This window comes from Pseudomonas sp. Z1-14, from assembly GCF_051132005.1.
Taxonomy (GTDB): domain Bacteria; phylum Pseudomonadota; class Gammaproteobacteria; order Pseudomonadales; family Pseudomonadaceae; genus Aquipseudomonas.
Window position 1 is genome coordinate 1,055,934 of record NZ_CP071646.1, and the last position, 22,834, is coordinate 1,078,767.

Below are 22,834 nucleotides of genomic sequence, written 5' to 3' on the forward strand. Positions count from 1 at the left end.
CCCAGCGGGAGCAAGCTCCCTCGCCACGGTGTTCGGCAACAATTGAAGAGGGTGCCCACGGGGCACCCTTTTTCATGCCCGGCGATTGGGCTATCCTCGACCTCTCCCGCGCCGCGCCAGAGCCGGGTGCAGACCCAGGGAACCCTCGATGATCACCAGCAAGTTGCCGAATGTCGGCATCACCATTTTTACCCAGATGTCCCAGCTTGCCGCGCAGACCGGTGCGCTGAACCTGTCCCAGGGGTTTCCCGATTTCGATGGCCCGCAGGCCCTGCGCGATGCAGTGGGCCGGCATATCGCCCAAGGCCACAATCAATATTCGCCGATGACCGGCCTGCCAGCCCTGCGCCAGCAGATCGCAGCAAAGATCGCCCGCAGCTATGGCGCCAGCGTCGACGCCGATCAGGAAGTCACCGTGACCCCCGGCGCGACCCAGGCGATTTTCTGCGCCATCGCGGCGGTGGTACACAGCGGCGACGAAGTGATCGTCTTCGACCCAGCGTACGACAGCTACGAACCTGCCGTGCAACTGGCCGGCGGGCGTTGCGTACATGTGCAACTGGGCCTGGATGATTTTGCCATCGACTTCCAGAAGCTTGGCGAAGCCCTGAGCCCGCGCACACGGATGATCATCCTCAACACGCCGCACAACCCCAGCGGCGCATTGATCAGCCGCGCCGAGCTGGACCAGTTGGCGGCGTTGATTCGCGATCGCGACATCTACCTGATCAGCGATGAGGTTTATGAGCACCTGGTATTCGACGACGTGCCCCATGTCAGCGTCCTTGCCCACGAAGAGCTGTATCGCCGTGCCTTTGTTGTCAGTTCGTTCGGCAAGACCTACCACGTCACAGGCTGGAAAACCGGCTATGTGGTCGCGCCAGAGGCCCTGACGGCGGAGCTGCGCAAGGTGCACCAGTACGTCAGTTTCTGCGGGGTGACACCGTTGCAATACGCGTTGGCCGACTACATGGCCGAGCATCCGGAGCATGTCGATGAACTGCCGGATTTCTATCAGGCCAAGCGCGACCTGTTCTGCGATCTGCTGGCGCCGTCGCGCTTCACTTTCCAGCGTGTCGCCGGCACGTATTTCCAGTTGGTGGATTATTCGCAGATCCGCCCGGACCTCAATGACGTCGACATGGCGCTCTGGATGACCCGCGAACACGGCGTGGCGACCATTCCGATCTCGGTGTTCTACCAGAACCCGCCGCAGGGCCAGCGCCTGGTGCGCCTGTGCTTTGCCAAACGCGAGGAGACGCTGCGCGAAGCGGCGGAAAAACTATGCGTGATCTGAGCGCGTTGCCCAATCTGAACATTGCCTTGATCCAGACTACGCTGGCCTGGCATGACCGCCGGGCCAACCTGGAACATTTTGACGCGCTGCTCGAACAGGCGCGCGGGGCGGACCTGATCATCCTGCCGGAAATGTTCACCACCGGTTTTTCCATGGAGTCCGAGGCCCTGGCCGAGCCGGAGAACGGCCCCGCCAGCCAATGGCTCAAGTCCCAGGCGGCAAAGCTGGACGCCGTGATCACCGGCAGCGTGATCATCCAGGCCGCCGACGGCAGCCATCGCAATCGCTTGCTGTGGGCGCGTCCGGATGGCGAGGTGCTGCATTACGACAAGCGCCATCTGTTTCGCATGGCCGGCGAGCACAACCATTACACACCGGGTGACCAGCAGGTATTGTTCGAGCTCAAGGGCTGGCGGATTCGGCCGCTGATCTGCTACGACCTGCGCTTCCCGGCGTGGAGTCGTGATGCCGAGGACACCGACCTGTTGCTGTATACCGCCAACTGGCCGGGCGCCCGGCGTCAGCACTGGAACCGGCTGCTGCCGGCACGGGCCATCGAAAATCTCTGCTATGTGGCGGCGGTGAACCGGATCGGCACCGACGGCAAGGGCTTCGCTTATACCGGTGACAGTCAGGTGCTGGACTTCCAGGGCGAGACGCTGCTCAGTGCCGGCGAGGCCGACGGCGTGTTCATGGTGTGCCTGAGCGCGGCGGACCTGGCAGCGTATCGCACACGCTTTCCGGCGAACCTGGACGCTGATCGCTTCGAATTCATCTATTGAAACGATTCAGCCCTCAAGGAACGGTATTGCACGCCGATAACAGGTCAGCCAAGGAGGAGTCCCTATGACCAGTATCAGCGCAACGACCGTAAACCCTTATCCGCTGTCGGCCCCCAAAGTCTCCATCAGGGGCGCCGAGGAAGAGAAAGCCGTCAGTCCGGTGGTATCGCCTGACACCGGCGAAGAGAAGGACAAGGAACTGAAAGTCGACACCAGCGGCGCAAATATCGCCGGTGTTGGCGGCAGCAACGGCAGCAATATCATCGAGCAGCTGAAGAAGCAGATCGAGCGGACCGAAAAGTTGCTGGCCGACCAGCAGGCCCAATTGGCCCGCGTGCAGAAAAGCCGGGCCGACGAGGAGCAGAAAGCCCAGCAGGCCATGGCGATCCAGACCCAGATCATGGGGACCCAGGCCACATTGCAAACCCTTCAGGCCGCGTTGCTGCAGGCGATGACGGTTTCGATCGATACCCATGCCTGATATTTGTGTTGCCTGTTAGGCCGCTATCGCGAGCAAGCTCGCTCCCACATTGTTTTGCATAACGCCGACTATTGTGGGAGCGAGCCTGCTCGCGAAGAGGCCGGAACAGCCAACCCAAAACCAAGCCAAACAAAAGGCCCCGAGGTTCACACCCCGGGGCCTTTTGTTTTTCAGCGACCGATCAAGCCGCCTTGGCTTCCGGCTGGCTCAGCGAGCGGTTCAACGCACTGAACAGCGCCTTGAAGCTCGCCGTGGTGATGTTTTCATCGATGCCCACGCCATGCACCGCACGTTCGCCGTTGACGCGCAGTTCGATGTACGCCGCAGCCTTGGCGTTGGTGCCGGCGCCGATGGCGTGTTCGTTGTAGTCCATGATTTCCACCGGAATCGGCAGCCCGGCCACCAGCGCTTCCAGCGCGCCGTTGCCTCTGCCACGCCAGTGCAGGTTGGTCTCGCCCTGGCCCTTGCTGGCGACTTCCACTTCCACGGCGCTGTTGCCGTTCTCTTCCTGCAGGCGATGGCTGACCAGCGCGTACGGAGTGTTGGCTTGCAGGTATTCGCGCTGGAGCAGGGCGTGGATCTGCTGGGCAGTCATTTCCAGGCCCAGGCGATCGGTTTCACGCTGTACCACTTGGCTGAACTCGATCTGCATGCGACGCGGCAGGCTGATGCCGTATTCCTGTTCCAGGAGGTAGGCGATGCCGCCCTTGCCCGACTGGCTGTTCACGCGGATTACCGCTTCGTAGCTGCGGCCGATGTCGGCCGGGTCGATCGGCAGGTACGGTACTTCCCACAGGGTGTCCGGTTTCTGTTGGGCGAAGCCCTTGCGGATTGCGTCCTGGTGCGAGCCGGAGAACGCGGTGTGGACTAGGTCGCCGACATACGGGTGACGTGGATGGACCGGGATCTGGTTGCATTCCTCGACGACTTTGCGCACGCCGTCGATGTCGGAGAAGTCCAGCTCAGGGTCGATGCCCTGGGTGTAGAGGTTCAGCGCCACGGTCACCAGGTCGACGTTACCGGTGCGCTCGCCGTTGCCGAACAGGCAGCCTTCGACACGGTCGGCCCCGGCCATCAGGCCCAGCTCGGTGGCGGCCACGCCGGTGCCACGGTCGTTGTGGGTGTGCAGGCTGATGAGCACGCTGTCACGCCGGGTGATGTTGCGGTGGAACCACTCGATCTGGTCGGCGTAGATGTTCGGGGTGGCGACTTCGACGGTGGCCGGCAGGTTGAGGATCACCTTGCGCTCAGGCGTCGGCTTCCACACTTCGATCACCGCGTCGCAGACTTCCTTGGCGAACTCCAGTTCGGTCGCGCTGAAGGTTTCTGGCGAGTACTCGAACTGCCATTGGGTTTCCGGCTGCTGGGCGGCGTATTTGACGAACAGCTTGGCCGCGTTCACGGCGATTTCCTTCACGCCTTCCTTGTCCTGGTTGAACACGATGCGGCGGAACGACGGGCACGTGGCGTTATACAGGTGGACGATGGCTTTCTTCGCGCCACGCAGGGACTCGAAGGTGCGAGCGATCAGGTCTTCACGGGCCTGGGTCAGCACCTGGATGGTGGTGTCGTCCGGGATGTGACCTTCTTCGATGAGGGTGCGCACAAAGTCGAAGTCAGTCTGCGAAGCGGCCGGGAATGATGCTTCGATTTCCTTCACGCCCACTGCAACGAGGGTTTTCCAGAAGCGCAGCTTCTTGGCCGCATCCATCGGCTCGATCAGCGACTGGTTGCCATCGCGCAGGTCGGAGCTGCACCAGATCGGCGCGGCGGTGATGGTCTTCGACGGCCAGGTGCGATCCGGCAGGTTGATGGTCGGGAAGGCGCGGTACTTCGAAGACGGGTCTTTGAGCATGCTCATGGGGAAATCCTTATTGTCGTGGCCGGAAAGAGGCGGCCTGCCGGTGGTTCGAACGGGTTGGCTTCACGCCTGGACGAGGTGCCGCGATTCAGCCCGGCAGTCGTGCGCTGACGAGGCACAGGCTGCGGTGCTGGCGAAGCTGAATGAGGGTGTGAGAGGTTTTCATGCCCTCAACCCTAACCGCGTGGCCGGGGGGTTGCAAGCAGTCGGGAAAAATTGGGAGAAGTTCTGTTTTTGGGTGACTTTGCGAGATTTAATCGCGCATATAGACAGTTTGTATCCTAAGGATTGCGTCGATATTTAAGGCTTGGCAATTCCCTGGATAGTGGTGATGCGGCTGCCGTCATCGCGAGCAAGCTCGCTCCCACAGGGGATCTGTGTTGATTGCAAATGTTGTCACTGAGATCCCTATGTGGGAGCGAGCTTGCTCGCGATGAGGCCAGTAGCCTCACCACAAACACTCAGGGCTGAAACGCCCCGATAAAAATCGCCGGATCCACCCGCGCATCATTCAGGCTGATGTTCCAGTGCATGTGCGGCCCGGTCGCGCGGCCGGTGGCGCCAACCTTGCCGACCACGGTGCCGCGCGCCAGTTGCTGGCCGACCTTCACGTCGATCTTCGACATGTGGCAGAACATGCTGATGAAGCCTTGGCCATGGTCGACGAACACGGTGTTGCCATTGAAAAAGTAGTTGCCGGTGAGGATCACCTTGCCGGCGGCCGGGGTCTTGATCGGCGTGCCGGCGGGCACGGCGAAGTCCAGGCCGGAATGAGGGTTGCGTTCTTCGCCGTTGAAAAAGCGGCGCACCCCGAACTTGCTCGACAGCGGGCCGTTCACCGGTTTGTCCAGCAGCAGGTTGCTGGGGATGTTGGGGCTGAAGCTGCGGTAGGCCTTCAACTGCACCGCAAGCTCGCCCTCGATGCGCTTCAGATCCGCCGGGTCCGGATTGACCTGGCGCTTGTTTTTCAAGGTGATGTGCTGCTCGGGGTATTTCTTGTAGCCGACCACGAAAGGTTGGGTGGTGCCGCCACTGCTGATCTGCTGGGTGCCGGGTTGGACGGTCAGCGGAATGCCGACAATTGCCAACCAGTTCTGCTGTTCCTTGACCACCAGCACCGGTTTGCCCTGGTACGTGGCTTTCGGCGCCTGGGCCGCGCTGCCCAGATCCACCACGGCCACGCCGCCGGGCACCGGCTTGTTCAGCAGGCGAGTGATGTAGCTGTCAGCCTGGGCGTTGGCGACGAGGCACAGCAAGAGCAGCGGAGCGAGAAATCGCGGCATGAATCAATCCAGTAGAGAAAGGGTGACCGGTGTCAGGTGATTGTCTTCGACCCGCACTAGCAGTTCGCCTTCGCCGAGCCTGGCGGTCAGGCGCTGGCCGGTGCGGGTTTGCCCGGCGTTGCGGATCGCATGGCCGCGTTCGTCGAGCAGGATGCTGTAGCCACGGCCAAGGGTCGCCAGTGGGCTGACGATGTGCAGCGTCTGCATCTGGTTGTGCAACTGTACGCGGCGCGTTTTCAGGCCTTCGCGCATGGCTCGGGGCAGGCGTTCGGTGAGGCTGTCGAGGCGATGGCGCAGCATGGCCAGCTGACGGCCCGGATGTTGCCCGGCCAGGCGGGTTTCCAGGCGAATCAGGCGTTCGCGGCGAGTGTTGAGGCTGCGTTCGAAGGCCCGGCGCATGCGCATGTCCAGGTCGTCGAGGCGCTGGGCTTGCTGGCGCAGCCGTTCGCCGGGATGGCGCAGGCGGCGGGTGAGGCCTTCGAGGCGCAACTGGTCGCGCATCAGGCGGTCGCGCATGCGCATCACCAGGCGCCGGTGCAGGCTTTCGACCCGGCGCACCAGGTCGCCGGCGTCCGGTGCGAGCAGTTCGGCGGCGGCGGACGGAGTCGGGGCGCGCACATCGGCGACGAAATCGCTGATGGAGACGTCGGTCTCATGGCCTACCGCGCTGACAATGGGCGTGACGCAGGCGTCTACCGCACGAGCCACGGCTTCTTCGTTGAAGCACCACAAGTCTTCCAGCGAACCGCCGCCCCGGGCCAGGATCAGCGCATCGAAGCCTCGGGCATCGGCCAGTTTCAGCGCGCGGACGATCTGTGCGGTGGCTTCACGGCCCTGCACGGCGGTCGGAATCAGCGTCAGGGAAATCTGCGGCGCGCGGCGACGGAACACGCTGATGATGTCGCGGATCACCGCGCCGGTGGGCGAACTGATGATGCCGATGCGTTGCGGATGGGCCGGCAGCGGTACCTTGCGCTCGGCACTGAACAGGCCTTCGGCGCTGAGCTTTTCCTTCAGGGCGTCGAACGCCAGGCGCAGGGCACCATCGCCGGCCGGCTCCACGGTGTCGAGGATCAGCTGATAGTCGCCACGGCCCTCGAACAGCGAGACCTTGCCGCGTACCTTTACCGCCAGCCCGTCTTTCAATGCCTGGCGCACCCGCGCGGCGTTCTGTCGGAACAGCGCGCAACGCACCTGGGCGCCGCTGTCCTTGAGCGTGAAATACACGTGGCCGGAGGCGGGGCGGGCCAGGTTGGAAATCTCGCCCTCGACCCAGATGTTGCTGAACACGTCTTCGAGCAACACCCGCGCACGGCCGTTGAGCTGGCTGACAGTCAGGACCTCGCGGTCCAGGCCCAGTCGGGCAAAGGGATCTTTAATCATGGGCGGCATGATAAGGGGATTCGCTTGCGAATCTCCATGTATGTAGCAATTTCCTCCTGCGTACCGCCAGTCAAGCGGAGTCGCCTGCTTCGAGCGAGCCCGTTTCCACCGCTTGTGGGTTGCGCCGCCCGTCGCCTGCGCGGAATTCACCGCGCCTGCTTCCAGTCGATTTCAAGAGACGAATATCCCCGCGAAAGGAGGCCATCCATGCGTATCCATCACCTGAACTGCGGATGCATGTGCCCGGTAGGCGGGGCGCTGTTCGATGGTTACAGCCGGGGGCTGACGGCGTGCCTGGTGTGTCATTGCCTGCTGGTTGAAACCGACACCAACGGCTTGGTCCTGGTGGACACCGGGTTTGGCCAGCGGGATGTGCAGACGCCGCAACGGCTGAGCCGATTCTTTCGAGTGTTCAATAATATCCAGTTCGAGCATCGCCTCACGGCTTTGGAGCAGGTGCGGCGCTTGGGTTTCGAGGCCAACGATGTACGGCACATCCTGCTGACGCACCTGGATTTCGATCACGCCGGCGGGCTCCAGGATTTTCCCCAGGCCCGGGTGCATGTGATGCGCGACGAGATGGCGACGGCCCGCAGCGCCGATACCTGGATAAGCCGACGACGGTTCCAGGCGCGGCAGTGGCAGGGCGTCGATAGCTGGGAGTTTTATGCCCCCGAAGGCGATACCTGGTTCGGCTTCGATTCGGTGCGCGCGCTGATCGGCGCCGAAGAAGAGGACATTTTCCTGGTGCCGCTTCAGGGGCACACCGCCGGACATGCCGGGATTGCCCTGCGCACTCCGGACGGTTGGCTGCTGCACGCCGGTGATGCCTATTTTTTCCATGACGAGGTCCATCAACCCGAGCGCCATTGCCCGCCGGGGCTGAGGTTCTACCAATACATGATGGACACCTACCGTTCGGCACGGATGCGCAATCAGGATCGCCTTCGCGAGTTGGCGCAAGTCCAGAACGGGCACGTCGAGATTTTCTGCAGTCACGATGCCAGGGAATGGGAGCGGGCCGTAAACCAGGCGCACACGGTGCGGGTGGATTCCACCGCCATGTCGCCGGCCGCCGGCAGACAATCTTCCTGAGCCGCCCAGGGGAAAAAACAGCTTTCCCTTTTGCCCACGTCTCGTGGGCTTTTTTTTGTCGGCAGTGCCGTTCGTCACCGTTTCCGGATGTTTCTCTCAACTTAGCCGGAGGGGGCAATTCTAAAAATCGTGTACCCAACAACACTGCTAAAGGAGAAGGCCATGCCTGCTTCTCATGATCTCTACCAGGATTTGAATTGCAGCAAAGAGACGGTCCAACAGCGTCGCCAGCAAGACCCGGAACTTGCTCGGCTGCTGGACGAATACACGGACGTGGATAACCAGGTCCTGGCCGCCGAATCGATATCGGCGGGCAACGTCGAGGATGATGACATCCGCAGACTCAAGGAACAGCGCCTGTCGATCAAAGACAGGATCGCTCGGCAACTGGCTAACACTCAATAAGCGAAGTGTAAGACATGCGAACTCGACTGCCTTGGCATTTATCAAGGTTGTTGCTGGTCGGCGGGATGCTGTTGCTCGGCGGTTGCGACATGGTGTTGTTCAATCCCAAGGGACAGGTCGGCGTTGACCAACGCAACTTGATCATTCTCTCGACGCTGTTGATGTTGCTGGTGGTGGTGCCGGTCATCGTCATGGCGTTGGTCTTTTCCGTGAAGTACCGCGCCTCCAACACAAAGGCCAGGTACACGCCGGAGTGGGCCCATTCACGCAAAATCGAAACGGTGGTCTGGGGCGTCCCGTTGGTGATCATCATCATTCTCGGCGTGGTTACCTGGAAGTCGACCCATGCGCTGGATCCGTACCGACCGCTGGATTCGGACGTCAAGCCGCTGGTGGTGCAGGTCATCGCGACCGACTGGAAATGGCTGTTCATCTATCCGGAGCTGGGCATTGCCTCGGTCAACGAACTGGCCATGCCACTGGACACACCGGTGAATTTTCGCGTGACCTCGGACGGCGCCATGACCTCCTTTTTCATTCCGGCGCTGGGCGGGCAGATCTACGCCATGGCCGGCATGCAGACCCAACTGCACCTGGTCGCCAACGAGGCCGGGGAGTACCGGGGCATCGCCGCCAACTACAACGGCCCGGGTTTCTCCGACATGCATTTCCGGACCCTCGCCACCGATGCGGCGGGCTTCGACAAGTGGGTCGCCGACGTGCGGGCGGGGCAAGGACGGTTGGACAAGGACAGTTATGCCCGACTTGCCAAGCCGACGTTCAAGCACCCGGTTGAACATTACGCATCGGTCCAGCCGGACTTGTTCCAGAGCATTATCGACAAATACGAAGGCATGAATCGTTCCCGTGAAGTCGAGCATCGCATGCACGACATGCAGGGCAGCATCGGGTCTCCCGTCGGGGCTCAAAGATCAGCGCAGGAGTAAGACATGTTTGGAAAACTGACGCTTGAGGCGATCCCGACGGATGAGCCGATCATCATGTGGACGCTGGCGGTGGTGGGACTGGTCGTCTTGGCCGGCATGGGTGCCATCACCTACTACCGCAAATGGACCTATCTGTGGAAAGAGTGGTTTACCTCGGTGGACCACAAACGCATCGGCGTGATGTACATCGTCGTGGCGCTGGTGATGCTGCTGCGCGGTTTCTCCGACGCGATCATGATGCGCACGCAACAGGCCATGGCGTCCGACGGTTCGCCCGGTTACCTGCCGCCGGAACACTACGACCAGATTTTCACTGCCCACGGCGTGATCATGATTTTTTTCATGGCGATGCCGCTGGTGGTGGGCTTGATGAACATCGTCGTGCCGTTGCAGATTGGCGCCCGGGACGTGGCGTTCCCGTTCCTCAACGCGTTGAGTTTCTGGCTGTTCGTGGCCGGCGCGATGCTGGTGAATGTTTCCCTGGCGGTCGGCGAGTTTGCGCGCGCCGGTTGGGTCGCCTATCCGCCGTTATCCGGGTTGTCCTATAGCCCCGGGGTCGGGGTGGACTACTACATATGGTCATTGCAGATATCCGGCGTCGGGACGTTGCTCACCGGGGTAAATTTCTTCGTCACCATCCTGAAAATGCGTACGCCGGGCATGACCCTCTTCCGCATGCCGGTGTTTACCTGGACGGTACTGTGCACGGCTGTGCTGATCCTGGCGTCATTCCCGATCCTCACCGCGACGCTGTTCATGCTCAGCCTCGACCGCTATCTGGACATGCACTTTTTCACCAACGAGCTGGGCGGCAACCCGATGATGTACGTCAACCTCATCTGGGCCTGGGGCCATCCGGAGGTGTACATCCTGATCCTGCCGGCGTTCGGTATTTTCTCCGAGGTGGCTTCCACTTTCAGCCGCAAGCGCCTGTTCGGTTATCACTCGCTGGTGTGGGCGACGATTGTCATCACCATCCTGTCCTTCATCGTCTGGGTGCACCACTTCTTCACCATGGGTTCGGGGGCGAGCGTCAACGCGTTCTTCGGCATCATGACCATGATCATCGCCGTGCCCACCGGGGTGAAGATATTCACCTGGCTGTTCACTATGTATCGGGGGCGCGTGCGCTTCGAAACGCCGATGCTGTGGACCGTCGGCTTCATCGTCACTTTCAGCATCGGCGGCATGACCGGGGTGCTGCTGGCGGTGCCCGGGGCGGATTTCCTGCTGCACAACAGCCTGTTTCTGATCGCGCACTTTCATAACGTGATCATCGGCGGTGCGGTGTTCGGCTACCTGTGTGGACTGACTTACTGGTTCCCCAAGGCGTTCGGCTTCAAGCTTCACGATCGCCTGGGCCGGGCGGCGTTCTGGTGCTGGATCATCGGCTTCTACTTCGCCTTCATGCCGTCCTACTTCCTTGGCTTCATGGGCATGACCCGGCGCCTCAACCATTTCGACGTACCCGAATGGCGGCCCTGGCTGGAGCTGGAGTTGCTCGGCGTCGGCATCATCCTTTGCGGCGTGGTCTGCCAGATCCTGCAGTTCTATTTCAGCATTCGCCAGCGTCACCAGAACCGTGACCTGACAGGCGATCCGTGGGACGGTCGCACCCTGGAATGGTCCACCGCCTCGCCGCCGCCGTTCTACAACTTCGCCCAACAACCGGTGGTGGAGGGCATCGACGCCTACTGGGGCATGAAGGAGCGCGGCCAGAAGACCGCTGTCGAAGCCGACTTCCAAGCCATCCACATGCCGCGCAACACCGCGATGGGCCTGGTCATCAGCCTGTTCAGCCTGATCATGTGCTTCGCCCTGGTCTGGCATATCTGGTGGCTGGCCATCGTCGGGCTGGTTGCGACCATCGGTGGGGTGATCTGGCGCAGCGTCGATGACGACATCGATTACTACGTGCCTGCCGAAGAGGTAGCACGCATCGAAAACCAACGTATCAAGGCACTGGCGGAGGCTTGATCCATGTCCAATCTCGTTCAGCCACACGCCACCGCGCCGGAATCCGAACACGGGCATTCGGACGCAAGCTCCATGACCCTGTTCGGGTTCTGGATCTACCTGATGACCGACTGCATTCTGTTCGCAACGTTATTCGCGACCTATGCGGTACTCGGTCAGAGCGTCGCCGGCGGGCCCGGCGCCGCCGATATCTTCGAATTGCCCTACGTCCTCACGGAAACTTTCATCCTGCTGTTCAGCAGCATCACCTACGGCTTCGCCATGCTCGCGCTGAGCGCCGGGAACAAGCAGAAGGTATTGGCCTGGCTCGGCCTGACCTTCGTCCTGGGGTTGGCGTTCATCGGCATGGAAATCCATGAGTTCCAGAAACTCATCGCCGAAGGCTATGGCCCCAACCGCAGCGCCTTTCTCACCGGCTTCTTCACGCTGGTGGGCACTCACGGCCTGCACGTCGCCACGGGGCTGCTGTGGATGGCCGTGCTGATGTTCCAGGTGCAACGCAACGGCCTGACCACCGTCAACGCCACCCGCCTGGGCTGCCTGAGCCTGTTCTGGCACTTCCTCGACGTGGTCTGGATCTGTGTGTTTACCGTGGTCTATCTGTTTGGAGTGATGTAAATGAGCAGTCATCAGAGCAGCGTCGATGCCAGCCACGGCAGCGCAAAATCCTACCTCACCGGGTTCGTTCTGTCGGTCATCCTCACCGTTATCCCGTTCGCCCTGGTGATGTATCCCACATTGCCCAAGCCCTTGACGGCCGGGATCGTGGCGATTTTTGCGGTGATCCAGATCGTTGTGCACCTGATCTATTTCCTGCACCTGAACTTCTCACCGCAACAACGCTGGAACCTGACGGCCCTGGCGTTCTCGACCGTGGTGATTGCGCTGTTGGTCGGGCTGTCGCTGTGGATCATGTACAGCGTGCATCACAACATGTTGGCGCATTGAGCGCAGGGGGCATCTGGCACGCGGGCGCCTGCGGCAAGCCATGTGTTCGCGATGGCGCACCACGGTAATAGTGGATATGCCGCAATAAATCTGGCTAAAGTCGCCGGTGCTCTCGACAAGGACGTGCCGGATGGATTTTTTCTCGTGGTTGGGTGAGTGGGCGTTCGCCCCCACGCAATGGCTGGTGATCGGGCTGGCCATTACCCTGGCCTACATCGTGTTCGGCATCGCCGGGTTCGGCACGGCACTGGTGGCCGCGCCGATCCTGCTGCTGTACATGCCACTGGCGAAAATCATCCCGCTGCTGGTGCTGCTGGATTTTGTCGCGGCATTCGGCAACTTGTTGCCATCGCGTCGGGACGTCGCCCGGCCCGAGTTGCTGCGATTGTTGCCATGCATGGCGGTGGGTTGCACCCTCGGGGTGATTTTCCTGCTCAACCTCAAATCCGACCTGTTGCTGTTGTTGATGGGCCTGTTCATCAGCGCCTATGCGATCTACAGCCTGTGGATAAAGACCCGGCCGACGCAACTGTCGGCGCTGTGGGCGCTGCCGATGGGCACGGTCGGCGGAATGTTCGGCGCGCTGTTTGGCAGCGGCGGCTTTTTATATGCCATTTATTTGAATAGCCGGTTATCCAAGGAGGCGGCCCGGGCGACCCAGAGTGCGCTGATTAGTTGCAGCACGGTGGTGCGCTTGAGTCTGTTCATCGTCGCCGGGGTGTATGCCGAGCTACCCTTGCTGGTACTGGCGCTGTGTTTGTTGCCGGCCATGGCGCTAGGGCTGTGGGTTGGGCGCCGCTTGACCATGAAGATGTCGCGAGAGGCGTTTGTACGACTGGTCACCTGGCTGGTGCTCGCCAGCGGCCTGGCATTGATCGGGCGCTATCTGAGTGCTTGACCTGGCCGGGCCAGGGATTAAGCTGCCGGCCTTTTATAAGACCCGCCAGGGAAACAGCCAGGCCTCGCCATGAATTCGCAAAGCATCATCGTCCCGAAAATTTCCACCTTGCCGGTTCACGAGCCCCGGGCTCGGGCGATCGTGCGCTGGCTGGTGCGCAAGAACATCGTCGAAGAGCAATTGACCACTTGCGGTCGCACTGGCAATCGCATAGCCCACGCCATCGCCCCCGGCGCCCGCCAGGTAGTCCTGCATCCCGACGCGTTGCCGTTCGGCGAACCGGTCAACGGCCTGGAGATCATCACCAAGCGCTGCATCTACACGCCGGCCAAAGGCTTTCTTGAAGAAGCCGGCTGCGCCGAGTGCCGCAAGGAAATTGGCGAAGCGCTGTTCGAAAGCCTGGAGGAGTGGATGCCTGGTCGCACCGACAACTTCACCTGCCCTGAGTGCGGACATGAAGATGACATCAACGGGTTCCTGTTCCTGCAACCCTGCGCCTTCTCCAACCTGGGTTTCATCTTCAACAACTGGCTGGAGGCGGGGTTCAAGCAGGAGTTCATCGATGAGTTCGCCGATTGGCTGGACCAGCCGGTGAGTTGGGTGAGGGTGGAGTTGTAGCGAGGACACTCCCTTTCTGCGCAGCCCTTGTGGCGAGGGAGCTTGCTCCCGCTGGGCTGCGCAGCGGCCCCGGCTTTTTGGCGGTTGCTGCGCAACCGAGCGGGAGCAAGCTCCCTCGCCACAGGGTTCAATGTGTGGGTCAGAAACGCAGTGGTTTCAGCCCCTCAATCACCCCGCCAATAATAGACAGAGTTTTACATTGAGCCAGACGGGGTCCATGAGTATAATGGCGCGCTTCCATTTTCCCGCTCGGGAGCCCCCGCGATGCTGCGTATCAGCCAAGAAGCTCTGACCTTCGACGACATTCTCCTAGTGCCCGGTTATTCCGAGGTACTGCCTAACGAAGTCAGTCTCAAAACCCGTCTCACCCGTGGCATCGAACTGAATATCCCGCTGGTTTCCGCCGCCATGGACACCGTGACCGAAGCCCGTCTGGCCATTGCCATGGCCCAGGAAGGCGGTATCGGTATCATCCACAAGAACATGACCATCGAACAGCAGGCCGCCGAAGTGCGCAAGGTCAAGCGGTTCGAGGCTGGCGTGGTCAAGGATCCGATCACCATCGAGGCTGACGCCACGGTCCGGGATCTGTTCGAACTGACCCGCATGCACAACATCTCCGGCGTTCCGGTGCTGCACGATGGCGACCTGGTCGGCATCGTCACCTCCCGTGACGTGCGTTTCGAGAATCGCCTGGACGCCAGCGTTCGCCAGGTGATGACGCCGAAAGAGCGCCTGGTCACGGTCAAGGAAGGCACCAGCAAGGACGAAGTCCGTGAATTGCTGCACAAGCACCGCATCGAGCGCGTGCTGATCGTCGACGACAAGTTCGCCCTCAAAGGCATGATGACCGTCAACGATATCGAAAAAGCCAAGGCTTATCCGCTGGCGAGCAAGGACGACCAGGGTCGTCTGCGCGTTGGCGCGGCGGTCGGCACCGGCAAGGACACCGGCGATCGCGTCGCCGCCCTGGTCAATGCCGGCGTTGACGTGGTGGTGGTCGACACTGCCCACGGTCATTCCAAAGGCGTGATCGACCGCGTTCGCTGGGTCAAGCAGAACTTCCCTGACGTACAGGTGATCGGCGGCAACATCGCCACCGGCGAAGCCGCCAAGGCGCTGGCCGAAGCTGGCGCCGACGCGGTCAAGGTCGGTATCGGCCCTGGCTCGATCTGCACCACCCGCATCGTTGCCGGTGTCGGCGTGCCGCAGATCAGCGCCATCGCCAACGTCGCCGCCGCCCTTGAAGGCACTGGCGTGCCGCTGATCGCCGACGGCGGTATCCGCTTCTCCGGTGACCTGTCCAAGGCCATCGTCGCCGGTGCGTACTGCGTGATGATGGGTTCGATGTTCGCCGGCACCGAAGAGGCGCCGGGCGAGATCGAACTGTTCCAGGGCCGTAGCTACAAGGCCTATCGCGGCATGGGTTCGCTGGGCGCCATGTCCCAGGCCCAGGGCTCTTCCGACCGTTACTTCCAGGACTCCTCCGCGGGTGCCGAGAAGCTGGTGCCGGAAGGCATCGAAGGTCGCGTGCCGTACAAGGGCACCCTGAGCGCGATCATCCATCAACTGATGGGCGGCCTGCGTTCTTCCATGGGCTACACCGGCAGCGCGGACATCGAAGAGATGCGCACCAAGCCGGAATTCGTGCGCATCACCGGCGCCGGCATGGCCGAGTCCCATGTCCACGACGTACAGATCACCAAGGAAGCGCCGAACTACCGTGTAGGTTAAGGCTTCCAGCAAAACGTTAATCACCGGGGCTGTTCATTCAGCCCCGAGTTGTTTCTGATTCACTACATGAGAATGAGTCATGGCCCTCGACATTCACGCTCACCGCATCCTGATCCTCGACTTCGGTTCCCAGTACACCCAGCTGATCGCCCGCCGCGTGCGTGAGATCGGCGTGTACTGCGAGCTGCATCCGTTCGACATGGATGAAGAAGCGATTCGCGAGTTCGCTCCCAAAGGCGTCATCCTCGCCGGCGGCCCCGAGTCCGTGCACGAAGCCGACAGCCCGCGCTGCCCGCAAGCGGTGTTCGACCTCGGCGTACCGGTGTTCGGCATCTGCTACGGCATGCAGACCATGGCTGAGCAATTGGGCGGCAAGGTCGAAGGTTCCGACCTGCGTGAGTTCGGTTATGCCCGTGTCGACGTGGTCGGCAAGAGCCGCCTGCTGGACGGCATCGAAGACCACATCGACGCCGACGGCCTGTTCGGCCTCGACGTGTGGATGAGCCACGGTGACAAGGTCACGAAGATGCCGGAAGACTTCCACATCCTCGCGAGCACCCCGAGCTGCCCGATCGCCGGCATGTTCAACGACGATCGCCGCTACTACGGCGTACAGTTCCACCCGGAAGTGACCCACACCAAGCAGGGCGGCCGCATCCTGTCGCGCTTCATCCTCGACATCTGCGAATGCGAAGCCCTGTGGACGCCTTCCAAGATTGCTGAAGATGCCATCGCCCAGGTTCGCGCCCAGGTCGGCACCGACAACGTATTGCTCGGCCTGTCCGGCGGTGTCGATTCCTCGGTGGTTGCCGCGCTGCTGCACAAGGCCATTGGCGACCAGCTGACCTGCGTCTTTGTCGACAACGGCCTGCTGCGCCTGCACGAAGGCGAGCAAGTGATGGCCATGTTCGCCGAGAACATGGGCGTCAAGGTGATCCGCGCCAACGCTGAAGAGCAGTTCCTGAACAACCTGGCCGGCGAGTCCGACCCGGAGAAGAAGCGCAAGATCATCGGTCGCACCTTCATCGACGTGTTCGATGCCGAATCCTGCAAGCTGGACAACATCAAGTACCTGGCCCAGGGCACCATCTACCCCGACGTGATCGAGTCGGCCGGCGCCAAGAGCGGCAAGGCCCACGTGATCAAGTCCCACCACAACGTCGGTGGCCTGCCGGAAGAGATGAACCTGAAACTGGTCGAGCCGCTGCGCGAACTGTTCAAGGACGAAGTACGTCGCCTCGGCCTGGAGTTGGGCCTGCCCTACGACATGGTCTACCGCCACCCATTCCCCGGCCCGGGCCTGGGCGTGCGGATCCTCGGCGAAGTGAAGAAGGAATACGCCGACCTGCTGCGTCGCGCCGACCACATCTTCATCGAAGAACTGCGCAAGGCCGACTGGTACCACAAGGTCAGCCAGGCATTCGTGGTATTCCAGCCGGTGAAATCGGTCGGCGTGGTCGGCGATGGCCGTCGCTACGCCTGGGTCGTGGCCCTGCGCGCCGTGGAAACCATCGACTTCATGACCGCTCGCTGGGCACACCTGCCGTACGAGCTGCTGGAAACCGTGTCCGGGCGGATCATCAACGAAATCGAAGGCATCTCCCGCGTCACGTATGACGTGTCGAGCAAGCCGCCGGCGACGATTGAGTGGGAATAACGGAACCTCAACAGGGGGTAACCTCCCTGTTGTCCTGAGTCGATGCAACGTCGATTTTGCGATCGGAGGGAGAAAGGGGCGGGTTCAGCCTCTTTCTCTGCTCTGACGAGCCGGTTGTTGAAATAATCGTTTTTGCGCACAGCTCTTGTTATCTAATCGTTTTTATCCCATCTTAATCGTTAGCTGACCAGATCAGGCGGCACGACATCATTTTTTAGCCCCTAAAACTCAACTTGTCCGCGGAAGCCCTATATGACCGATTTGCCCGCAGACGCGATAGGCGCCGCCTGGCTGGCCCAAATCTATGATGTGCGGCCTTTGGGGCGACTGCCGGTGATGAGTCAAGTAGGCGGGCGACGCGCAACTCAAGTCATCGATGGCTTTCGTCTGGAGACCTACACCGAGGCGATGCGGCCGGATGAGGAGCCGGCTGCACATTTGCAGTTCCATCTGCGTCATGAAGTCCCGCATCTGGAGTTCCTTGCCCGTCTGTTCGAGAAGACCGGGCCTGTTTTCGTCCAGGACTGGGTTACGGTCGAGCCTACTGGGCAGTACGCGCGTCGTGCTGCGTTTCTATATGAATGGCTGACCGGAGACACTCTGGTCGTGCCCGAGCGCTTGGGCGGCAATTACGTCGATGCCATTGACGAGGCCAAGCTGGTGTCGGCATCCCGCGACCGAGTGGTCAAGGTGCAGCGCTGGCGGGTAAATGACAACCTGCCCGGCACGCGCGAATTCTGTCCTTGCGTGATCAAGACCGAGGCGGTAATGCGTGCGGTCGAACTGGACGTTCCACGCCTGTTCGGTGAATTGAAAGACGAGTTCGGCGAGGATCTGTTGATGCGGTCGGCGGTCTGGATGACGCTACGCGAGAGCAAGGCCAGCTTCGCCATCGAAGGCGAGGCCGACCGGCTAGGGCGGGTGCAACGCTTTGCCGACGTGATGGCGCGTCGTACAGGGCAAGGTGCGGTCCCATTGAGCAATGCCGCGCTGGCAGAGTTGCAGCAGGAAATTCTCGGTGATCGGACGACGATCACCCACTTCGGCGTGCGTCAGTCTCCGGTTTTCGTCGGCGAAACGGTGCGCTACGAGGAGGTCGTTCATTACGTCGCCCCGGCGGCCGATGAAATCGACGCGATGCTTGAAGGGCTGGGAGTGTTCCTCGAGAGGACGCAGGGCCAGTCGCCGGTAATGCGCAGCGCAGTCGCAGCCTTTGGTTTCGTCTATATACACCCGCTCGCTGACGGCAACGGTCGTGTGCACCGGTTTTTGGTCAACGACGTACTGCGACGCGACGGCGCGATTCCGGATCCGGTAATTCTGCCGATCTCAGCGGTCATTACAGATGACGTGGGCGAGCGCCGCAGCTACGACCGGGTGCTGGACCAGGTGTCCAAGCCGCTCATGCAGGCTGTACGCGAGCGAGTAGTCTTCGAGCCCATGCAGGCCACCTATCCAGATGGTGTGGTGTCGAACTTCTCTTTTCAGGGCGCTGACCAGGCCCGACCGCTGTGGCGTTATCCGGATCTCGGACCTCATACCGTGTTTCTGGCCAATATCATTGGCCGGACGTTGACTGAGCAGATGCGCGAAGAGTCTCGTTATCTGCGCAGCCACGCGCGGGCGCGGGCGGTACTGAAGGAGGTGGTCGAGATGCCCGATCACCAGGCGGATCGAGTGCTGCGCTCAATCGAGCAGAATCGCGGCGAGTTGAGCAATGTGCTTGCCAAGGAAATGCCTGTCCTGCAACAGGTCGGGGTGTGGGCTGAAATCGTTGACGCCGTCTCGCGGGCGTTTGCGGAGGACGGCGGAGCGGGGGCTGCTGTGATTGACCGATATCGTCCGGGGAAGCCCGTCGACCGCTGAAGCCCTTCATGCGAAGTTCGTTACGCCTGGATTGGATGGCAACGGCTGGCTTAGCTATTAGAGAAATTGTGATCGAATCAAGTCCGTATCGAACGGAGTTACCCCTTGATGAGGCGCAAATACCGCCTGTGCCTGTTGTGGCGAAGCCACCCGTTCTCCTCGGGCTCGTGCATGTAAATCGAACAGCGTCTCCAAATCCGGACGTGGTGTATGCACCAAAGCCCGCAGCATCAACGATATCCCACTCAGGTTGTTCTGAACGTTGTTCCACCGCGGCGATGACGTGAGCCCCAGATCGGCCCAAATCACGCGCCTCTCCTGCAAATCCATCACGAATGGCAGGCAGATCCCGGTGTCGGATGCGATATCGAGACGGTCGATCACGGATCGCGAAAAGGAGCCCGCTATTTTTTGACATTCAAGGAGCCGCCTTCTGCGCATCGTGTTGATTGGCTGCAGGCCAGAGGCAACTATCCGCTTACCGGGAACGTATTGGATGTGGCCTAGGTGGCGTTGCAGGTCAGCGTGGCGAAAGAAGGCCGGCGATTGCCTGGCATGGCTTCCAAAGAGCTGGAGGCTTTGGTTGGGAGACAGTCCTGGAACTCGTCAACGAATCGAAGGCGTGTCTCGCGTGAGATACGACGTGTCGAGCAAGCCGCCTACGACGATTGAGTGGGAATGTTTTGAGCGGTAGTCGCTAGCAAAAAAGCAAAGGCCCGGGTGATGCGGGCCTTTTGCATTTGAGGGGTCAGATGTTCGGTTTGGCCGCCTTGGATTTTTCTTCCTCCAGTTTCCTGGCCTGTTCCGCCTTTGCTTGCGTCTCTTTGGCATTCAACTGGTCATACATGCTTTTGACATCGGTTACGCTCAGAGAGAACTCACGCACCATCTTGTCCTGATCAGGTTGTGAATAAGCCATGATCAGAAGGCTGCACTCGGATGGGAAGTTTTGTGGTGCAGGGAAGGAAACGCCAGGAATGTGCATATTGCTAAAGTGCACCTGCGCGCAAGGACCAATGCCACGGTCGTTAAAGACTTGGTCTACACCCTTATACAGCTTGCCGTTTCGGTCAAACTCCCAGTACATGACTTCTCCCATCTGGGAATTGCGGAACGAGGTCGGGCCGAATTTTTCGGTCAGCGATGCCACCAGATTGTCGAGTGGGATACGCGACCCTTCTTCGTAGTGCTTCATATGCCCGACAAACCATACCTTGCCAGCATCGTCTTGAAGCGCGGCAAACTGGTCGGCTTGGGCAAGAGTCTTGTTGGTCACGGCTGTCACGCCGGCCTCGGTGCCATCGACAGTTTTCAGCGGGCTGATCGTATAGGCCTGGTTGGCTTTCATGATCGCATCTTTGGCTTCTTCCAGAGTCGAGCCAAGGGCGACACCCGAAATATCGGTGGGAACCGCCGCGAAAGCTGTGGATACGGCAAATGCCAGGGTTGCAGACAGAGTGATGCAAGCGCCAATTTTGCTCATGAATAAATCCCTTTGTATGAAAGATACCGTGCGGTCCCGCTTAGACCGGTATCCGAACATTTTCCGGTGGGACGAAGCAACACAAATCCATTGCCTGGACATCAAGTTTGAAAAAGGGGTTCATCGCCCGAGCGCGCCCCGCGACAATCCTTCACTTAATATTTCTCAATTGCAGGTGTATCGTATTCGCCTTTTCCGGGCCCCACCGGCCCGTCCCAGATTCAAGAGGTAGTCGCGTTCATGTCCTTTACCCGTCGCCAAATACTCGGTGGCCTGGCCGGTCTTGTTGTCGTTGGCGTAGGTGCGGGAGGCGCGTCGCGGTATTGGTTGGGCAAGATGGCCGATTCAGAGGCCGGTCACGACTATGAACTGATCGCGGCGCCGCTGGATGTGGAACTGGTGGCCGGGCACAAGACCCAGGCCTGGGCCTTTGGTCCGTCAGCGCCGGGCACCGAGTTGCGGGTGCGCCAGGGCGAGTGGTTGCGGGTGCGATTCATCAACCATTTGCCGGTCGCGACGACCATTCACTGGCACGGCATCCGCTTGCCGCTGGAGATGGACGGCGTACCGTATGTCTCGCAACTGCCGGTGTTGCCAGGCGAGTACTTCGATTACAAATTCCGCGTGCCGGACGCCGGCAGCTATTGGTATCACCCGCACGTCAACAGCAGCGAGGAGCTCGGACGCGGGCTGGTGGGGCCGTTGATCATCGAAGAGCGTGAGCCTACCGGCTTCAAATACGAGCAGACGTTGAGCCTCAAGAGTTGGCATGTGGACATGCAGGGCGAGTTCGTCGCGTTCAGCATCCCTCGCGAGGCGGCGCGTGGCGGCACCGCCGGGCGGCTGTCGACGATCAACGGCGTGCCCCAGGCGGTTATTGATTTGCCGGCCGGGCAGATTACCCGGGTGCGTTTGCTCAACCTCGACAACACGCTGACTTACCGCATCAATATCCCCGGCGTCGAGGCGCAGATCTATGCACTCGACGGCAATCCCGTCGCGCCGCGCCCGTTGGGCAAGGAGTACTGGCTGGGCCCGGGTATGCGCATCTGCCTGGCGATCAAGGCGCCGCCGGCCGGTGAAGAGTTGTCGTTGCGCAATGGCCCGGTGCGCCTGGGGACGCTGCGTTCGGTGCCCAACAATGACGCACCGAGCCAGTGGCCGCCGGCGCTGCCGCCTAACCCGGTGGCCGAGCCGGACCTGGCCAATGCGCAGAAACTCAACTTCAATTTCGAATGGGTCGGTTCGGTCTCGGTCAATGTCGACAATGGCAAGCCGCCGAGCCTGTGGCAAATCAATGGCAAGGCCTGGGATATCACCGACAAGACCTGCGCCGATCGGCCGATTGCCACGCTGAAGAAAGGCCAGAGCTATATATTCGAATTGAAGAACATGACCCAGTACCAGCACCCGATCCATCTGCACGGCATGAGCTTCAAGGTGATTGCGTCGAACCGGCACAAGGTCATTCCGTATTTCACCGACACCTACCTGCTGGGCAAGAACGAGCGGGCACAGGTGGCGCTGGTGGCGGATAATCCCGGCGTGTGGATGTTCCACTGCCATGTGATCGATCACATGGAAACCGGCCTGATGGCCGCCATCGAGGTGGCGTGATGCGCCAGATTCGTCCCGCGCGGATCATCGACCGCAGCCGCGACCAGGATTTCATGCGTGAGGCCCTGGCCCTCGCCGCCCAAGGCGCCGCGCTGGGCGAAGTACCGGTGGGCGCGGTGCTGGTGCAGGACGGTGAGATCATCGGGCGTGGCTTCAACTGCCCGATCAGTGGCCACGACCCCAGCGCCCACGCGGAGATGGTCGCCATCCGCGCCGCTGCCCAGGCGGTGAGCAACTATCGTCTGCCTGGCAGCACGCTGTATGTGACGCTGGAACCGTGCAGCATGTGCGCCGGCCTTATCGTCCACTCACGCATCGCCCGGGTCGTCTACGGGGCGCTGGAACCCAAGGCTGGGATCGTGCAGAGCCAGGGGCAGTTTTTCAGCCAGGGATTCTTGAATCATCGAGTGATGTTCGAGGGCGGGGTGTTAGCTGAGGAATGCAGCGCGGTGTTGAGCGAGTTTTTCAAGGCCAGGCGAGCCAGATCCCAAGATTGAACACA

21 protein-coding genes are annotated in these 22,834 nt (G+C 61.0%); 17 read left to right on the forward strand and 4 right to left on the reverse strand.

Features of this window, described 5'->3' with window-relative positions; genetic code table 11:
- The first annotated feature begins 148 nt into the window (after positions 1-148).
- From J3P89_RS04990 to J3P89_RS05000, 3 genes are all read left to right on the forward strand, one after another.
- A complete protein-coding gene (locus J3P89_RS04990) occupies positions 149-1,297 on the forward strand; it encodes a pyridoxal phosphate-dependent aminotransferase (protein ID WP_434696873.1) in 1,149 nt (382 codons plus the stop codon).
- Entirely contained in the window at positions 1,285-2,079 is a 795-nt protein-coding gene (locus J3P89_RS04995) for an amidohydrolase (protein WP_434696874.1), read from the forward strand. The genes J3P89_RS04990 and J3P89_RS04995 overlap by 13 nt, the downstream gene beginning before the upstream one ends.
- Positions 2,080-2,143: 64 nt before the next feature.
- Positions 2,144-2,560, forward strand: a complete 417-nt coding sequence (locus J3P89_RS05000) for a hypothetical protein (RefSeq protein ID WP_434696875.1) — start codon at positions 2,144-2,146, stop codon at positions 2,558-2,560.
- Positions 2,561-2,741: 181 nt separating this feature from the next.
- Here the strand turns inward: J3P89_RS05000 and leuA are convergent, their stop codons facing one another.
- From leuA to xseA, 3 genes are all read right to left on the reverse strand, one after another.
- Complete coding sequence (leuA, locus tag J3P89_RS05005) at positions 2,742-4,421, reverse strand: 2-isopropylmalate synthase (protein ID WP_434696876.1); 1,680 nt, start codon at positions 4,419-4,421, stop codon at positions 2,742-2,744.
- 461 nt (positions 4,422-4,882) lie between these two features.
- A complete protein-coding gene (locus J3P89_RS05010; protein WP_434696877.1) occupies positions 4,883-5,704 on the reverse strand; it encodes a peptidoglycan DD-metalloendopeptidase family protein in 822 nt (273 codons plus the stop codon).
- 3 nt (positions 5,705-5,707) lie between these two features.
- Positions 5,708-7,087, reverse strand: a complete 1,380-nt coding sequence (gene xseA, locus J3P89_RS05015; protein ID WP_434696878.1) for an exodeoxyribonuclease VII large subunit — start codon at positions 7,085-7,087, stop codon at positions 5,708-5,710.
- A gap of 207 nt (positions 7,088-7,294) precedes the next feature.
- Between xseA and J3P89_RS05020 the strand changes: the two genes are divergently transcribed.
- The 12 genes from J3P89_RS05020 (at position 7,295) to J3P89_RS05075 (ending at position 19,926) form a co-directional block, all read left to right on the forward strand.
- Positions 7,295-8,182, forward strand: a complete 888-nt coding sequence (locus J3P89_RS05020) for an MBL fold metallo-hydrolase (protein WP_434628565.1) — start codon at positions 7,295-7,297, stop codon at positions 8,180-8,182.
- Positions 8,183-8,344: 162 nt separating this feature from the next.
- Positions 8,345-8,587 carry a YdcH family protein gene (locus J3P89_RS05025; protein WP_434696880.1) on the forward strand — a complete coding sequence of 81 codons (243 nt, stop codon included), beginning with the start codon at positions 8,345-8,347 and terminating at the stop codon, positions 8,585-8,587.
- 14 nt (positions 8,588-8,601) lie between these two features.
- Entirely contained in the window at positions 8,602-9,534 is a 933-nt protein-coding gene (gene cyoA / locus J3P89_RS05030) for a ubiquinol oxidase subunit II (RefSeq protein ID WP_434696881.1), read from the forward strand.
- 3 nt (positions 9,535-9,537) lie between these two features.
- On the forward strand, positions 9,538-11,511 hold the full coding sequence (gene cyoB / locus J3P89_RS05035) for a cytochrome o ubiquinol oxidase subunit I (RefSeq protein WP_434696882.1): 1,974 nt from the start codon (positions 9,538-9,540) through the stop codon (positions 11,509-11,511).
- A gap of 3 nt (positions 11,512-11,514) precedes the next feature.
- Complete coding sequence (gene cyoC, locus J3P89_RS05040; RefSeq protein ID WP_434571996.1) at positions 11,515-12,129, forward strand: cytochrome o ubiquinol oxidase subunit III; 615 nt, start codon at positions 11,515-11,517, stop codon at positions 12,127-12,129.
- Positions 12,130-12,459, forward strand: a complete 330-nt coding sequence (gene cyoD, locus J3P89_RS05045) for a cytochrome o ubiquinol oxidase subunit IV (protein ID WP_434696883.1) — start codon at positions 12,130-12,132, stop codon at positions 12,457-12,459.
- Positions 12,460-12,589: 130 nt separating this feature from the next.
- Positions 12,590-13,357, forward strand: a complete 768-nt coding sequence (locus J3P89_RS05050) for a sulfite exporter TauE/SafE family protein (RefSeq protein ID WP_434696884.1) — start codon at positions 12,590-12,592, stop codon at positions 13,355-13,357.
- A 69-nt stretch (positions 13,358-13,426) separates the two neighbouring features.
- Complete coding sequence (locus J3P89_RS05055) at positions 13,427-13,975, forward strand: sugar ABC transporter ATPase (RefSeq protein ID WP_434696885.1); 549 nt, start codon at positions 13,427-13,429, stop codon at positions 13,973-13,975.
- Positions 13,976-14,239: 264 nt separating this feature from the next.
- Positions 14,240-15,709 (forward strand): IMP dehydrogenase, encoded by a 1,470-nt coding sequence (gene guaB / locus J3P89_RS05060; protein WP_305499015.1) that lies wholly within the window; start codon positions 14,240-14,242, stop codon positions 15,707-15,709.
- Between the two features lie 79 nt (positions 15,710-15,788).
- Positions 15,789-17,366 carry a glutamine-hydrolyzing GMP synthase gene (gene guaA / locus J3P89_RS05065; RefSeq protein WP_305499016.1) on the forward strand — a complete coding sequence of 526 codons (1,578 nt, stop codon included), beginning with the start codon at positions 15,789-15,791 and terminating at the stop codon, positions 17,364-17,366.
- 252 nt (positions 17,367-17,618) lie between these two features.
- The gene (locus J3P89_RS05070; RefSeq protein WP_434696886.1) at positions 17,619-19,232 is read left to right on the forward strand and encodes a Fic family protein; all 1,614 of its coding nucleotides are present in this window, start codon (positions 17,619-17,621) and stop codon (positions 19,230-19,232) included.
- A 496-nt stretch (positions 19,233-19,728) separates the two neighbouring features.
- Positions 19,729-19,926 carry a hypothetical protein gene (locus tag J3P89_RS05075; protein WP_434696887.1) on the forward strand — a complete coding sequence of 66 codons (198 nt, stop codon included), beginning with the start codon at positions 19,729-19,731 and terminating at the stop codon, positions 19,924-19,926.
- Between the two features lie 54 nt (positions 19,927-19,980).
- On the opposite strand, the gene J3P89_RS05080 is transcribed toward J3P89_RS05075, so the two are convergent.
- Entirely contained in the window at positions 19,981-20,715 is a 735-nt protein-coding gene (locus tag J3P89_RS05080; RefSeq protein ID WP_434601760.1) for a hypothetical protein, read from the reverse strand.
- A 240-nt stretch (positions 20,716-20,955) separates the two neighbouring features.
- On the opposite strand from J3P89_RS05080, the gene J3P89_RS05085 reads away from it, so the two are divergent.
- Positions 20,956-22,332 (forward strand): multicopper oxidase family protein, encoded by a 1,377-nt coding sequence (locus J3P89_RS05085; RefSeq protein WP_434696888.1) that lies wholly within the window; start codon positions 20,956-20,958, stop codon positions 22,330-22,332.
- The gene (gene tadA, locus J3P89_RS05090; RefSeq protein WP_434696889.1) at positions 22,332-22,829 is read left to right on the forward strand and encodes a tRNA adenosine(34) deaminase TadA; all 498 of its coding nucleotides are present in this window, start codon (positions 22,332-22,334) and stop codon (positions 22,827-22,829) included. Before J3P89_RS05085 ends, tadA begins: the two co-directional genes overlap by 1 nt.
- Positions 22,830-22,834: the final 5 nt, after the last annotated feature.